The 14,512-nt window shown below is 72.0% G+C and carries 14 protein-coding genes and 1 pseudogene; 3 read left to right on the top strand and 12 right to left on the bottom strand.

The window, feature by feature from the left end; genetic code table 11:
* Positions 1–64: 64 nt before the first annotated feature.
* The 8 genes from ACIO5E_RS24065 to ACIO5E_RS24030 form a co-directional block, all read right to left on the bottom strand.
* Complete coding sequence (locus ACIO5E_RS24065; protein WP_400671262.1) at positions 65–1,087, bottom strand: aldo/keto reductase; 1,023 nt, start codon at positions 1,085–1,087, stop codon at positions 65–67.
* A gap of 2 nt (positions 1,088–1,089) precedes the next feature.
* Positions 1,090–2,064, bottom strand: coding sequence for a Gfo/Idh/MocA family oxidoreductase (locus tag ACIO5E_RS24060; protein ID WP_400671258.1), 975 nt, complete (start codon positions 2,062–2,064; stop codon positions 1,090–1,092).
* Between the two features lies 1 nt (position 2,065).
* Positions 2,066–3,403, bottom strand: coding sequence for a protocatechuate 4,5-dioxygenase subunit alpha (gene ligA / locus ACIO5E_RS24055; protein ID WP_400671255.1), 1,338 nt, complete (start codon positions 3,401–3,403; stop codon positions 2,066–2,068).
* Between the two features lie 4 nt (positions 3,404–3,407).
* A complete protein-coding gene (locus ACIO5E_RS24050) occupies positions 3,408–4,328 on the bottom strand; it encodes an amidohydrolase family protein (protein ID WP_400671252.1) in 921 nt (306 codons plus the stop codon).
* Complete coding sequence (ligK, locus tag ACIO5E_RS24045; protein WP_280679069.1) at positions 4,325–5,017, bottom strand: 4-carboxy-4-hydroxy-2-oxoadipate aldolase/oxaloacetate decarboxylase; 693 nt, start codon at positions 5,015–5,017, stop codon at positions 4,325–4,327. Before ligK ends, ACIO5E_RS24050 begins: the two co-directional genes overlap by 4 nt.
* A 16-nt stretch (positions 5,018–5,033) precedes the next feature.
* Positions 5,034–6,077: an amidohydrolase family protein gene (locus tag ACIO5E_RS24040; protein WP_400671249.1), complete on the bottom strand. Its 1,044-nt coding sequence runs from the start codon at positions 6,075–6,077 to the stop codon at positions 5,034–5,036.
* A gap of 38 nt (positions 6,078–6,115) precedes the next feature.
* On the bottom strand, positions 6,116–7,327 hold the full coding sequence (locus ACIO5E_RS24035; protein ID WP_400671247.1) for a 4-hydroxybenzoate 3-monooxygenase: 1,212 nt from the start codon (positions 7,325–7,327) through the stop codon (positions 6,116–6,118).
* A 112-nt stretch (positions 7,328–7,439) separates the two neighbouring features.
* On the bottom strand, positions 7,440–8,207 hold the full coding sequence (locus ACIO5E_RS24030) for an IclR family transcriptional regulator (protein ID WP_400671244.1): 768 nt from the start codon (positions 8,205–8,207) through the stop codon (positions 7,440–7,442).
* A gap of 75 nt (positions 8,208–8,282) precedes the next feature.
* On the opposite strand from ACIO5E_RS24030, the gene ACIO5E_RS24025 reads away from it, so the two are divergent.
* A complete protein-coding gene (locus ACIO5E_RS24025; RefSeq protein ID WP_280679061.1) occupies positions 8,283–8,984 on the top strand; it encodes a substrate-binding domain-containing protein in 702 nt (233 codons plus the stop codon).
* 339 nt (positions 8,985–9,323) lie between these two features.
* On the opposite strand, the gene ACIO5E_RS24020 is transcribed toward ACIO5E_RS24025, so the two are convergent.
* The 4 genes and pseudogenes from ACIO5E_RS24020 to ACIO5E_RS24005 form a co-directional block, all read right to left on the bottom strand.
* Positions 9,324–9,782 (bottom strand): MaoC family dehydratase, encoded by a 459-nt coding sequence (locus ACIO5E_RS24020; RefSeq protein ID WP_400671240.1) that lies wholly within the window; start codon positions 9,780–9,782, stop codon positions 9,324–9,326.
* A 46-nt stretch (positions 9,783–9,828) separates the two neighbouring features.
* Positions 9,829–11,366: pseudogene (locus ACIO5E_RS24015) on the bottom strand (long-chain fatty acid--CoA ligase).
* Positions 11,367–11,376: 10 nt separating this feature from the next.
* On the bottom strand, positions 11,377–12,276 hold the full coding sequence (locus ACIO5E_RS24010) for an amidohydrolase family protein (protein ID WP_400671237.1): 900 nt from the start codon (positions 12,274–12,276) through the stop codon (positions 11,377–11,379).
* 1 nt (position 12,277) lies between these two features.
* Positions 12,278–13,189: an SDR family oxidoreductase gene (locus tag ACIO5E_RS24005; protein WP_400671234.1), complete on the bottom strand. Its 912-nt coding sequence runs from the start codon at positions 13,187–13,189 to the stop codon at positions 12,278–12,280.
* A gap of 154 nt (positions 13,190–13,343) precedes the next feature.
* Here ACIO5E_RS24005 and ACIO5E_RS24000 point away from each other — a divergent pair, with 154 nt between their 5' ends.
* Positions 13,344–13,775, top strand: a complete 432-nt coding sequence (locus ACIO5E_RS24000; protein WP_280679051.1) for a MarR family transcriptional regulator — start codon at positions 13,344–13,346, stop codon at positions 13,773–13,775.
* 135 nt (positions 13,776–13,910) lie between these two features.
* The gene (locus tag ACIO5E_RS23995) at positions 13,911–14,501 is read left to right on the top strand and encodes a hypothetical protein (RefSeq protein WP_400671231.1); all 591 of its coding nucleotides are present in this window, start codon (positions 13,911–13,913) and stop codon (positions 14,499–14,501) included.
* The last annotated feature ends 11 nt before the right edge of the window (positions 14,502–14,512 follow it).

Genomic DNA, 14,512 nt, shown 5'->3' with positions numbered 1-14,512 from the left:
ATGGTGCCAGCCGAGGTCGCTCTATCGCTGCCACCTGCGGCGATGACTTTCCGGGCCCGACACGTCAGCCGGCCGGGCCGCAGGGTTCCGTGTCGATCTCGGCGAGGGTGGCCTCGTTGTAGCGCGGGCCGTGGACGGTCGCGGAGTTGAGCACCGCGCCCGCCGCGTCCAGTGCCTCGCCCGCCACCCGGAGGTCGAGCACCGCCAGGTTCTCCCGCAGGTGGGCGACGGACCGTGTCCCGGGGATGGCAACCACGTGCGGTGCCCGCGACAGGACCCAGGCGAGTGCCAGCTGCGAGAGGGTGCGTCCGGCGTCCCGGGCGATCTCGTCGAGCCGGCGTCGGAGTGTCAGATTGGCCGGGTAGTGGCGGGCGTCGAAGCGGGGCATGGCTCGGCGGATGTCGCCGGCGGGGAGCCCCGCCGGGTCGGGCGGCGCAGCGGTGAGGAAGCCGCGGGCGAGCGGGCTGAAGGCGACCAGGGCGACGCCCAGCTCCCTCGTCGCCGCCAGGGTGCCCTGTTCGGGGTTGCGCGACCAGAGGCTGTATTCGTTCTGCAGGGCGGCGATCGGGTGGACGGCGTGGGCCCGGCGCAGCGTGGCGACGGACACCTCGGAGAGTCCGAGGGCCCGTACCTTCCCTGCCGTGACCAAATCGGCCATCGCGCCGATGCTCTCTTCGACGGGGACCTGCCGGTCGACCCGGTGGAGGTAGTAGAGGTCGATGGTGTCGGTGCGCAGCCGGGCCAGCGCCTGGTCGGCGGTGCGGCGGACGGTGTCGGGACGGCCGTCGATGACGCGTCGGCCGTCGACGCCGGTCATGCCGCACTTGCTGGCGAGCACGATGCGGTCACGGTGGTCGGCGAGGACGCGGCCGAGGAGTTCCTCGTTGGCACCGAAGCCGTAGAGGGCGGCGGTGTCGAAGAGGGTGACGCCCTCGTCCAGGGCCGTACGGAGCAGGTGTTCGGCCGCCTCCGGTGTGGGCGGGACGCCGTAGGCGTGGCTGAGGTTCATGCAGCCCAGGCCGATCGCCGGGACCTCGAAGGGCCCGATCCGGCGCAGTGTCCGGCCCGGGCCCGCCGTCGTCGACACGGTCACGAGGTCCGGGCGGCGTCGAGCTGCCGCTCGAGGTCGGCCAGTGTCCGGTAGCAGTTCAGCACCTGGGCGACGGAGGAGTTCGGTTCGCGGCCCTCGCGGATGGCGGCGACGAACTCGCGGTCCTGCAGTTCGATGCCGTCGGTGGAGACGTCGACGCCGCTGACGTCGATCGGCTCGTCCTTGCCCGTGAGCAGGTCGTCGTAGCGGGCGAGGTAGGTGCCGGTGTCGCCGATGTAGCGGAAGAAGGTGCCGAGCGGCCCGTCGTTGTTGAACGACAGCGACAGGGTGCAGATGGCGCCGTTCGCCGCGCGCAGCTGGATCGACATGTCCATCGCGATGCCGAGGCCGGGGTGGACCGGTCCCTGGATGGCGTTGGCCTGCACGATCGGCGACCCGGTCTGGTACGCGAACAGGTCGACGGTGTGCGCGGCGTGGTGCCACAGCAGGTGGTCGGTCCAGGAGCGGGCCTGGCCGAGGGCGTTGAGGTTGGTGCGGCGGAAGAAGTACGTCTGAACGTCCATCTGCTGGATGCGGTACTCGCCGGCCTGGATCCGCTGCCGGATCCACTGGTGGCTGGGGTTGAAGCGCCGGGTGTGGCCCACCATCGTGACCAGTCCGGTGCGCTGCTGTGCGGCCAGGCACGCCTCGGCGTCGGGCAGCGCGTCGGCGAGCGGGATCTCGACCTGGACGTGCTTGCCCGCCTCCAGGCAGGCGAGGGTCTGGGCGGCGTGCATCGGGGTGGGCGTGGCCAGGATGACGGCGTCGACGTCGTCCATCGCCAGTACCTCGTCCAGGCTTGCGGCGGCGCGGCCGATGCCCTGCTCGGCGGCGAACTTCCGGGCGCTGTCGAGGCTGCTGCTGACGACGGCGGTCACTTCGACGCCGTCGATCCGCCGCAGCGCGGCGGCGTGCTTGGCGCCGAAGGCGCCGCCTCCGGCGAGGGCGATCCGGACGGTCTGCTGGTCGGTCATGTCATTCCTCCGTGCCGGGCGTTTCGGCCCGCGGGTGGTTCTCCAGGATCAGGTGGCCGACGGCGGTGTTGGACGCCGGCACGTGGTAGAAGCGGTGCTTGGTCTCGACCGTTCCGCCACCGTCGATGTCGCTCATCGCCCCGCGGGCGATCAGCCACATGACGAGCTCGATGCCTTCCGAGCCGGCCTGTTCGACGTAGTCCAGGTGCGGCAGTTGCGCGAGGCCGGCCGGGTCGTCGACCAGGCGGTCGAGGAAGGCGTTGTCCCAGTCGCGGTTGATCAGGCCCGCGCGGGGGCCCTGCAGTTGGTGGCTCATGCCGCCGGTTCCCCACACCTGGACCGTCAGCGGCCGGTCGTAGGACTCGACGGCCCGGCGCAGTGCCCGGCCGAGCTCGAAGCACCGGGCGCCCGAGGGCACGGGGTACTGCACCACGTTGACGTGGAACGGGATCACCTTGCACGGCCACTGTTCGACGTCGCCGAACATCAGCGACAGCGGGACGGTCAGGCCGTGATCGACGGTCATCTCGTTGACCAGGGTGAGGTCGAAGTCGTCCCGGATGAGCGAGTGCGCGATGTGCGCGGCCAGGTCGGGGTCGCCCTCGATGCCGGGGACGGGCCGGGGGCCGTAGCCCTCGTCGGCGGTGGCGTAGGCCGCGCCGGTGCCGAGCACGAAGGTCGGGATCAGCGACAGGTCGAAGGCGCTGGCGTGGTCGTTGTAGACCAGGAAGATCACGTCGGGGAGGTTCTCCCGCTGCCACCGCCTGGAGTACTCGTAGCCGTCGAAGACCGGCTTCCAGTAGGGCTCTTCGGTCTTGTGGTGGTCCATCGCCGCGCCGATCGCCGGCACGTGCGAGGTGAAGACCGCGCCTGTGACGACGGCGTGCTCGGCCGGTGGCGCCGAGTCGGCGTACGCCGCTTCGAGGACGGCGTGGTCGATCCGGTTGCCCTCGACGGAGCGGCCGCCGCCGACCATCATGTCGCGGTACTCCTGCTCGGTCATGCCGGTCATCGAGCCCGCCATCTGCTGGAACGAAAGCCCCAGCGTGGCACCCCACTTGGCGAGGAAGTAGATGTTGCCGCCCTCACGCATCGCGGCGTTGAGGTCACGGTCGAGCAGGGCCTGCTTCTGCTCCTCGCGCAGCGGCCACGCATCGAGGTAGGCGCGTTCGTCGGCGAGGTAGCTCGCGCGGTTCTCCGCGGTCATCAGCGACATGCAGAACTGGTTGAGGTGGTACCCCTTGGCGGACTGCTCGGCGTCGAAGACGGTCGTCCCCGGGACCAGCTTGTAGGTCTTGTCCAGCGCCATGCCGGTCTCCAATCGTGCGGTGCGGGTCATTCGGTCAGTCGGCGTCCGGCCAGTAGAGGCGCATCGGGTTGGCGACCAGGAGCTTGTGCCGCAGCGCCGGCGTGGGCGCGATGTGCGGGACGAAGTCGACGAGCAGGCCGTCGTCGGGCATGTGGTCGGTGAGGTTGGGGTGTGGCCAGTCGGTGCCCCACAGCACCCGGTCGGGGAACTCCTCGACCACGCGGCGGGCGAACGGGACGACGTCGCGGTACGCCCGCTGTTCGCCGTCGAGGGCGGGCGGGCCGTCCGCCGACAGCCGTTCCGGGCAGGTGACCTTGCACCAGATGTCGGGTCGGGCGCGCAGGAGGTCGAGGAAGGCCTCGAAGTCGGGGCCGTGCGGGTCCGCGGTGACGTCGGGGCGGCCCATGTGGTCGACGACCAGCGGCACCGGGACGGAGAGCAGGAAGTCGCGCAGCTCGGCGAGGTCGGCGGCCTCGAAGTAGACGACGACGTGCCAGCCGTACGGTGCGATCCGTTCGACGACGTCGAGCAGGTCCTGCCGCGGCGCCGCGTCGACGAGTCGCTTGACGAAGTTGAACCGGACACCGCGGACGCCGGCCTCGTGCAGCTCGCGCAGTTCCGCGTCCGGGATTCCGGGCCGCACGGTGGCCACTCCCCGGGCCAGGCCGCCGGAGGCGCGCAGGGCGTCGACCATGGCCCGGTTGTCGGCACCGTGGCAGGTCGCCTGCACCACGACGTTCCGGGTGAATCCCAACTGGTCGCGCAGTGCGAAGAGTTGGTCTTTGGATGCGTCGCAGGGAGTGTACTTGCGCTCGGGGGCGTACGGGAACTCGGCGCCGGGGCCGAAGACGTGGCAGTGGGTATCGACGGCGCCCGCGGGCAGTTCGAACCGCGGGCGGCTCGGGTCGGCGTACCAGTCCAGCCAGCCGGGGGTCTTCTCGAAGGGTGTGGTCATCGATCCTCGTATCGCAGTCCGAGCTCGGCCAGCGGGCCGCGCATGCCATAGATGTCCAGGCCGAGTTCGCCGGTCCGGAACCGGGCGCGCTTGCCCTCCTCGGCGGCCTCCCGCGTCGCCGAGGCCTCGGCGACCTCGGCTGCCCGCTCGCGCGGCACCACGACGACGCCGTCGCCGTCGGCCACCACGACGTCGCCGGGCCGCACCAGGGCGTTGGCGCAGATCACCGGCACGTTGACCGAGCCGAGGGTGGCCTTCACCGTGCCCTTGGCGTTGACGGCCCGGGCGAAGACGGGGAAGTCCATCCGCTCCAGGTCGGCCGTGTCGCGCACGCCGCCGTCGATGACCAGGCCGCGGGCTCCCCGGGCGCGGAAGGAGGTGGCGAGCAGCTCGCCGAAGAAGCCGTCCTCGCTCTCGGTGGTGCAGGCGGCGACCACGACGTCGCCCTCGCGGATCTGTTCGGCGGCGACGTGCAGCATCCAGTTGTCGCCGGGCTGCAGCAGCACGGTCACCGCCGTCCCGCACAGGCGGGCGCTCGGGTAGACCGGGCGCAGGTAGGGGCGCATCAGCCCGACCCGGCCCATCGCCTCGTGGATCGTCGCCACGCCGAACGCCGACAGCGCGGCGACGGCCTCGGGGTCTGCGCGGGTGATCGACGTGCGGACGACCCCGATCTCGGTGTGTTCCATGGTTCTTCTCCTGGGGTCAGCGATCGGCGGCGGCGAGGCGGCCGGCCGCGGCGAGGCGGGCGGCGAGCCGGGGGTGGACGCGCAGGGCATTGCCGGAGCGGACCGCGGTCCGCTCCTCGCCGGAGAGGTACGGGGTGGCGTCGACGTACCTCCGGGTGTCGTCGAAGTGGTGCCCGGTGTCCGGGTCGACGCCGCGGACGGCGCCGATCATCTCGCTGGCGAAGAGGACCGCCCGGCTGGGGATCACCCGGGTGAGCAGGTCGATGCCCGGCTGGTGGTAGACGCAGGTGTCGAAGAGGACGTTGTCCAGCAGCTCCTCCGGGTCCGGCCGGCCGAGCGCCATCGCCAGGCCCCGGAACCGGCCCCAGTGGTACGGCACCGCGCCGCCGCCGTGCGGGACGACGAACCGCAGCGTCGGGAAGTCGGCGAACAGGTCGCCCTGGACCAGCTGCATGAACGCCGTGGTGTCGGCGTTGAGGTAGTGGGCGCCGGTGGTGTGGAAGGCCGGGTTGCACGAGGTGCTGACGTGGATCATGGCGGGGACGTCGTACTCGACCATCGCCTCGTAGAGCGGGTACCAGCTGCGGTCGGTCAGCGGCGGCGCGGTCCAGTGCCCGCCCGAGGGGTCGGGGTTGAGGTTGACGCTGACCGCGCCGAGTTCCTCGACCGCGCGGCGCAGCTCGGGCAGGCAGGTGGCGGGGTCGACGCCCGGCGACTGCGGCAGCATCGCGCCCATCGCGAAGCGGTCGGGGTAGAGCCGGCTGACCCGGTGGACCAGGTCGTTGCAGATCCGCGCCCACACCGAGGAGACCTCGAAGTCGCCGATGTGGTGGGCCATGAAGCTGGCCCGCGGGGAGAAGACGGTCAGGTCGATGCCGCGCTCGTCCATCAGCCGCAACTGGTTGCCCTCGATCGCGCCGCGCAGGTCGTCGTCGGTGATGACCAGCTCGTCGGGGTCGGGCGCGTCGCCGGGGGTGCCGGCCGCCGCCGCCTGCCGGTCCCGCCAGGCGGCCAACTGCGTTGGGGCGGTGGTGAAGTGGCCGTGGCAGTCGATGATCACGGGGGCCTCCTGGTGGTCGTGCGGGGTCGTGGGTCGGGTCAGGCCCGGGTGCCGGTGGGCCAGCCGGTGTACTGCTCGGCGAGGTACCTGCGGCCGGCCCGGGTGCCCGCCACGTTGTCGAGCTCGCCGAGTCGGCGGCGCAGGTCGAAGGAGGTGTCGCCGGGCTCGGTGTGCAGCAGCCGGGTCATCCAGGAGGAGAAGTTCTGGGCCCGCCAGATCCGCTGGAGGGCGCGCGGCTGGTAGTCGTCGAGCGCGGTGTCGCCCTCGCCGCCGAGGGCCCGCAGCAGGACGTCGGCGAGGACCTTCACGTCGTGCAGCGCGAGGTTGAGTCCGCGGGCGCCGGTCGGCGGCACGGTGTGCGCGGCGTCGCCGGCGAGGGTCAGCGAGCCCCAGCGCATCGGCTCCTGGACGAAGGAGCGGAACCGCAGCACCGTCTTCTCCAGCACCGGCCCCTCGGTGAGGCGGAAGTCGTCCTGCCCGGCCACCCGGGCCTGGAGGGTCTCCCAGATCCGGTCGTCGCTCCAGGCGTCGACCAACTCGTCGGGGGCGCACTGGAAGTACATCCGCTGCACCGTCTCGGTGCGTTGGCTGATCAGCGCGAAGCCGTGCTCGGAGTGGGCGTAGACCAGCTCGGGCGCGCTCGTCGGGGCCTCGGCCATGATGCCGAACCAGGCGAACGGGTATTCCTTGCCGTGGCGCACCCGCCGGTCCTCGGGCACCAGGTCGCGGCACATGCTGCGCGAACCGTCGGCGCCGACCACGTACCGGGCCCGGATCTCGCGCCGGCTCCCGTCGGGCAGGGTGCAGCGGACCCGGGGGGCGTCGGTGGTGATGTCGAGGACCTCGGTGTCCTCGATCCCGAACAGGACCGTGCCGCCGTCGCGCTCCCGGGCGTCGGCCAGGTCGGTGAACACGTCGGTCTGCGGGTAGAGCCAGGTGGACGCGCCCACCAGCTCCTTGAAGTCGATGCGGTGCGGCCGTCCGCCGAAGCGCAGTTCGATGCCCTCGTGCTCGTGGCCCTCGCGCACGACGCGGTCGGACACGCCGGTCTCGACCAGGTCCCGGGCGACGTCGGCCTCGAGGATGCCGGCCCGATGGGTGGTGGCGATCTCCTGCCGGGTGCGGGTGTCGACGACGACCGTGTCGACCCCGGCGCGGCCGAGCAGGTGGGCCAGCATGAGGCCGGCCGGACCGGCTCCGACGACGGCGACGGGTACCGAGGTGACGGTGTCGGCGGTGGCCTCGGCCATGGGATCTCCTGAGCGGCTGCGCGGGTTCGGAACACCCCGAACGCTGGCATCCGCGACCTCCGCCGGTCAGCACCACTTCCGCCAGGCGGAAGTCCTCTCTGGAATCGCCGACTCAGACCGTCGCGCGGGCCCGTCGGCCGAGTTCGTCGGAGATGCCGTGCACGGCCCGCAGCAGCGGCTCCCGCAGGCCGCGGGCGCGGCTCGCGCTGCTCGCCGCGATGACGATCCCGAGCGCGGCGCCGACCGGGCCGGTCCGGCCGATCCGCACGGGTGCGGCCACCGCGACGGTGCTCTCCGAGAGCTGGCGGTCGCTCACGAAGACCTGCTCGCGACGGATCCGGTCCAGCTGGGCGCGCAGAGTCTTCGGGTCGGTGACGGTGTGCGGGGTCCAGGCCCGCAGCGGCGCGCCCAGCACGGCCTCCTGGATGTCGCCCGGCGCGTGCGCCAGCAGCACCCGGCCCATCCCGGTGGAGCCGGTCGGGAAACGCGAGCCGACCATGGTCACCAGCTCCACCGAGCGGTGCCCGGCGATCCGCTCGACGAAGACCAGCTCGGTGCCCTCGCGCACCGCGAGCTGGATGTTCTCGTGCGTCGCCTCGTACAGGTCCTGCATGAACGGCAGCGCCACGTCGCGCAGAATCTGGCTGCGCGGGCAGCCCGAGGCGATCTCCCAGAGCCGCAGCCCGACGTGCCAGGAGCCGTCCTCGCCGCGCTCCAGGGCGCCCCAGGCAGCCAGCTCGGCGACAACCCGGTGGGCGGTGCTCAGGGCGAGGCCCGTACGCTGTGCGATCTCCGACAGGGTCTGCGACCGGCAGTCGCGGCCGAACGTCGAGAGGACTTCGAGAACTTTTCCAGCCGCCGTGCTCCGGGTTGCGCTCACGCGGTCAGTGTCTCAGACAGGCATTGAGCCGCCCGTTCACCCGCCGTGGCAGCGGCCGCCCACAAGGAGAACGACGTGTCCCGAGAGATCACCGGTCTGTCCTCGATGGCGACCAGGCAGCTCCTGGCCGAGCTGTCCGACCATCTCCGACACTCCTACGGCGCACAGGTGCGGTTCGAGTCGGCCGGCGGGGTCGAGGTCGCACGGCGGGTGCGCGAAGGAGCCGAGGGCGACCTGCTGGTGCTCGCCGAGGACGCGATGGCGGGGCTGGAGGGGGCGGGGCTGCTGGTCGGCGGCACGCTGCGTCCGTTGTGGGTCTCGCAGGTGGTCGCCGCTGTGCCCGAGGGGTCGCCGCTGCCCGCCCTCGCCTCGGAGTCCGACCTGCGGGCAGCCCTGCTGGCCGCACGGCGGATCGCGTACTCCACCGGCCCCAGCGGTACGGCGCTGGTCGAGCTGACGGCCCGGCTGGGTCTCGCCGCGGAGCTCGCACCGCGGCTCGTCCAGGCGCCTCCGGGGGTCCCGGCCGGCAGCCTGCTCGCCTCCGGCGGGGTCGAGCTGGCCTTCCAGCAGCACAGTGAGCTGATGGATCTGCCCGGCGTGGTCGTGGTCGGGCCGCTGCCCGGCGACACCGCGATCAGCACGACCTTCAGCGGGGGCGTGCTGGCCGCGTCAACCGAACCGGTCCGAGCGGCCGGGGTGCTCGACCTGTTCGAGGCCGAGGAGCTGTGGGCGACCGCGCGGGCCAAGGGCATGCGGGCCGTCCGGGACTTCGGCTGAAGCCTCCTCGGTTCCGGCCGGGGCGGACACCGCGCACGCCGGGAGATTCGGGCGGTCGGGGGCGCCGCGGCACCTCCCGGCCGCAATGGCGCGACCGGCAGCCTCCCTTCCGGCCCGGGCGTGCGTCATGGCGGACCAGGTGCGCCCCGAGCATCGGCGTCACCCTCCGGCGGCCGGTGTGGTCTGCCGCAGCCGACGCGACCTGATAGGACCGGCCATCGCGGATCAGCGGGCGATCCGGTGGTAGCCGGTGAGGAAGGAATGACGAAAGGGCCCTTCGGCCCGGGACGGACTCCGTGGTCCGTCCCGGGCCGAAGGGCCTTCGTGCCAGGGGACCGGTCAGGCGTAGTGGCGGTAGACGGCCTGGGCCACGCAGGCCGGCTTCTCGCTGCCCTGGACCTCGACGGTGAAGGTCAGCGGCATCTGCACGCCGTTGCCCTTGAGCTCCTCCACCGCGCCCACGGCTCCGTGCAGCCGGATCTCCGCGCCGACCGGGACGGGGCTGGGGAAACGGACCTTCTCCAGGCCGTAGTTGACGCTCATGGAGATGCCGGTGATGTCCAGCAGCTCGCCGAAGAGCGGGATGATGAGCGAGAGGGTGAGGTAGCCGTGGGCGATCGGGCCGCCGAACGGGCCGTCCTTGGCCTTCTCCGGGTCGGTGTGGATCCACTGGTGGTCGTCGGTGGCGTCGGCGAAGGTGTTCACCCGGTCCTGGGTGATCTCGCGCCACTCGGTGCGGCCGAGGTCGGCGCCGCCGAGGGCCTTGAGCCCGTCGATGCCGTGGGCGGTGGTGGGCATGGAAAGTCCTTTTCCGTTGTGGACACGTGGTGTGACGGTGCGTCTGTCAGGACGCGGAGGGGTCCCCGGACGCATGCAGCTCGCGGACGGCGGCCTTGACGATCTTTCCGGTGGTCGTGCGGGGCAGGGTCTGCGCGAGCACCACCGACTTGGGGATCTTGTACTTGGCGAGCCGGCCCCGCAGGTGGCCGAGGATGTCGTGCTCGTTGGCGCGAGCGCCGGCCCACAGGACCACGACGGCGCGGCCGACCTCGCCCCAGACCGGGTCGGGCACGCCGATGACGGCGCACTCCTCGACGGCGGGGTGGGCGAGGATCGCGTCCTCGACCTCGGCCGGGTAGACGTTCTCGCCCCCGACACGAACATGTCCTTCACCCGGTCGACGATGTAGGCGTAGCCGTCCGCGTCGGTGCGGGCGACGTCGCCCGTCCGCAGCCAGTCGCCGTCGGTGAACGCGGCCGCGGTCTCCTCCGGCCGGCCCCAGTAGCCGGTCATCACGTTGGCGCCCTGGACCAGGACCTCGCCGCGCTCCCCCGGCCCGGCGTCGCTGCCGTCGGGCCGGACGACACGCGTGTCGGTGAAGAAGTGCGGCACCCCGGTGGAGCCGGCCTTGGCAGAGGCCTGCTCCTCGTCCAGGAAGAGGACGCCGGGCGACGCCTCGGTCATGCCGTAGCCCTGGCTGAAGGCCAGGCCGCGGTCGAGGTAGGCGGCAATGGTGCGGGTCGGCACCGGTGCGCCGCCGCAGTTGAGAGTACGCAGGCTGGAGAGGTCGGTGGTGGCCCAGCGGGGCCGGGCGGCCATCGCGTCGTACATCGTCGGGACGCCGAACATGTAGGTGACGCGCAGCAGCTCGATCGTCTCCAGCACCCGCTCGGGGTCGAAGGCCCGGTGCAGGACCACCCGGCCACCCTTGAGCAGGGTGGGCAGACAGGACATGTTGAGGCCCCCGGTGTGGAACAGCGGCGCCACGACCAGGGTCACCTCGTCGCCGGCCAGGTCGGTGTCGACGAGGACGTTGACGCTGTTCCAGGTGATGTTCCCGTGCGAGAGCACCGCGCCCTTCGGACGGCCGGTGGTCCCCGAGGTGTACATGATCATGCAGGGGTCGTCCGGGGCGACGGCGAGATCCAGCGGCTCACCGGAGACGCCGGCGATCAGCTCCTCGTAGCCGGAGACGTCCTGGCCGGGTCCGTCGAGCGCGATCCGGTGCCGGACTCCGGCCTCCTCGGCCGCGGCCCGGGCGGCCCCGGCCTGCTCCGGCGCGTGGACGAGGACGGTGCTGCCCGAGTCGGCCAGGTTGTACGCCAGTTCCGGGGCGGCGAGGCGGGTGTTGAGCGGGACGAAGACGGCACCCAGGACTCCGGCGGCGAACAGGGTCTCCAGGAAGGCCGGGTGGTTGGGCCCCAGGTACGCGATCCGGTCGCCCCGCTCCACGCCCGACACCCGCAGGCCGTGGGCGAGTTGCAGGACGCGCTGGTGCAGCTCACGGTAGGTCCGGTTGCTGCCCTCGTGGACGACCGCGACCCGGTCGGGCGTCTTGCGGGCCCGACGGGCGGGCCACGAGCCGATGCCTTGGTTCAGCACGGGTGCTCCTTCAGTCCGTGCGCAGCCCGAGCAGTCGGGCCGCGTTCTCCTTGAGGATCTTCGGCCGGACCTCGGGCGTGATGTCGAGTCGGGCGAAGTCCGCCAGCCACCGGTCGGGGGTGATGACGGGGTAGTCGGAGCCGAACAGGACCTTGTCCTTGAGCAGCGTGTTGGCGTAGCGCACCAGCTGCGGCGGGAAGTACCTGGGCGACCAGCCGGACAGGTCGATGTACACGTGCGGCTTGTGGGTGGCCACCGCCAGCGCCTCGTCCTGCCAGGGGAAGGACGGGTGGGCGAGGACGATCCGCAGCTCCGGGAAGTCCACCGCGACGTCGTCGACCAGCATCGGGTTCGAGTACTTCAGCCGGATGCCGCCGCCGCCCGGGACGCCGGCGCCGATGCCGGTCTGGCCGGTGTGGAACAGGGCGGGCACGCCGAGCTCCTCGATCGCCTCGTACAGCGGGTAGGCCAGCCGGTCGTTCGGGGAGAACGCCTGGATGCTGGGGTGGAACTTGAAGCCGCGGACGCCGTAGTCCGTGACCAGGCGCCGGGCCCCCCGCACCCCCGCACGGCCCTTGTGCGGGTCGATGCTCGCGAACGGGATCAGCGCGTCGGGGTGGGCGGCGCAGCTCTCCGCGATCTCCTCGTTGGAGATCCGCGGATGGCCGGTGGCGTGTTCGGCGTCGACGGTGAAGACCACGGCGGCCATCCGGCGTTCGCGGTAGTGCTCGGCCATCTCGTCGATGGTGGGCTGCCGGTGGCCGTGCGCCTTGAAGTACGCCTCGGAGGCCCCGAACAGCTCGGGGCTCAGTGCGCCGTGGCCGTCCTTGGAGATCTCGGCGTGGGTGTGCACGTCGATGGCGGTGAGCCGGTCGAGGTCGAGTGCGAGGTCGTGTGCGAGGTCGACCATGTCAGGCCTCCGGGGCCTTGGGCGCGGGGATGCCGTAGGTCTCGGGTTCGGCGCCGACGCCGCCCTGCCACTGCGCGGCGATGGCGTCGGCGCTCCAGCCGCCGTCGGCGAGGGCGACAGCCTTCTCCCGGGGGTGCGCCCACAGGGCGAGGCGGTCGCCGCCGATGCCGATGGCCTGGCCGGTGACGTCCTTGGAGTCGTCGGAGGCGAGGAAGGTGATCAGGGCGGCGACGTCCTCGACGGTGCCGAGTCCCTCCTCCTTTCGCAGCCAGTCGGGCAGCGGGTTGCCGGTGCGCTCGGCCTCCTCGATCACCGGGGCGAAGGCCGGGATGGTCCTGGTCATCTCGGTGGCGGCGACCGGGACGACGGCGTTGACGGTGATGTCGGCGCGGGAGAGTTCCATCGCCCAGGTGCGGGCCATCGCGACGATGCCGGCCTTGGCGGCGGCGTAGTTGGTCTGGCCGAAGTTGCCGCGCTGGCCGGCCGGCGAGGAGATCAGGACGAGCCGGCCGCCGGTGCCCTGCTCGCGCATGCGGATCGCGGCGGCGCGGGCGCAGGTGAAGGTGCCGCGCAGATGAACGCGGACGACATCGTCGAAGTCCTCGTCGGTCATCTTCCACAGCACCCGGTCGCGCAGGATACCGGCGTTGGTGACCAGCACGTCCAGGCTGCCGAACTCCGTCACGGCGGTGTCGACCAGCAGCTGGGCGGCCTCGCTGTCCCCGACCGCGGCGACGGCGCCGGTGGCGCGGCCGCCGGCGGCGGTGATGGCGGCGACGGCGGCATCCACGGTTGCCCGGTCGACATCGTTGACGACGACGGCCGCGCCGGCCGCGGCGAGGGCCTGTGCGTACGCGAGTCCGAGACCGCGGCCGCTGCCGGTGACGACGGCGACCTTGCCCTGGAGATCCATGAGGGTGCACCTCTCGTGGGAGTGATGGGAGGGGATGGCGCCAGGATCGACAGGAATCCTGATGAACGGCAGTCTCGTCAATCATCAGGATTCCTGTCAATGCCTTAGGCTTGGCCACGCCGCCGCACCGGACGGCGCTCGCGAAGGGAACGAGATGGACCGACCCGCAGTGACCGGCACCTCGCTGCTGTACCTGGTCAAGAGGACGGAGCTGGCGGTGCGCGCACGGCTCGACGAGCTGCTCAAGCCCGCCGGCATCACCGCGCTGCAGTACACGGCGCTCACGGTGCTGGAGCGGCACGACGGCATCTCGGCCGCCCAGCTGGCCCGCGACTCCTTCGTCACCGCCCAGTCGATGGCCGACATGATCCGCACCCTGGAGGGACGCGGCCTGATCCGTCGCGAGCCCAACCCCGGCAACCGCCGCGAACGCCTCGTGCTGCTCGCCGAGCCGGGCCGCCACCTGCTCGCCGAGTACGCCGCCTCGACCCGGGAACTGGAGGCGCGCATGGTCGCCGGACTCACCGCCGAGGAGGCCGACCGCTTCCGCGAGTCCCTGAACACCGCCTGGCGCGCCCTCTCGTGAACCGGGGCGCACGCACATCCGACTGACGACCGTTCACGGAAGTCGCGGCTGCCCGGACGAGCAGTGCGGACTCCCGGCTCGCTCAGTTCGACCGCAGCGCGGGGGCGCTGCTACGGGGACGGTCGCCGACTGCTTGTGGCGCCGGACGACCTGCAGTGGGTCGACGCCGCCGCCCTGCTGCTGTTCGGGTGCCTGGCCGGGCGTGCCCGGCACGAGCCGCTGCTGCTCATCGGCACCTACCGGGACGTCGAACTGTCCGACGGCCACCCGCTGCCGGATGCCGAGGTGGTGGTGCTCGGCGGTCTGGACGTGACGGACGTCGGAACGCTGCTGGCCCGGTACGGGCCGCCGGCGGCGGCCGAGACCGCCGCCCTGGTGCACCGCCGGACCGGCGGCAACCCGTTCTTCGTCCAGCAGGTCGCCCGGCTGCTCGCGGCGTGGGAGAGCAGGCCGCCTACCCCGAGGGCCGGGGAGGCTGGGTCTGACAGGCAACCAGCCAGGGGACTCGCCAGGGAGCACACGTTCCAACACGGCCGTCCCGGAGGCATCTTCCGGCGAGCGGACAGCGCGGGTTGTCTACCGGCTGACGTGCAGCGATGGCTATCGCCGGGCGACTGGGGGTCAAGTGGGCTTGGGGTCATTGCGGTCTGTCACATCCGGATGGCGGTGGATCGTCCTCTGGGATGGATCGTCCTCTGGCGCCGTGGCGTGACGTCAGTAACATGATTTCCCCTCAC

Source organism: Kitasatospora sp. NPDC087314, from assembly GCF_044744365.1.
In the GTDB taxonomy this organism is placed as follows: Bacteria; Actinomycetota; Actinomycetes; order Streptomycetales; family Streptomycetaceae; genus Kitasatospora.
Note: the sequence above shows the minus strand (reverse complement) of the source record. Positions and strands in the feature narration are given on the sequence as shown.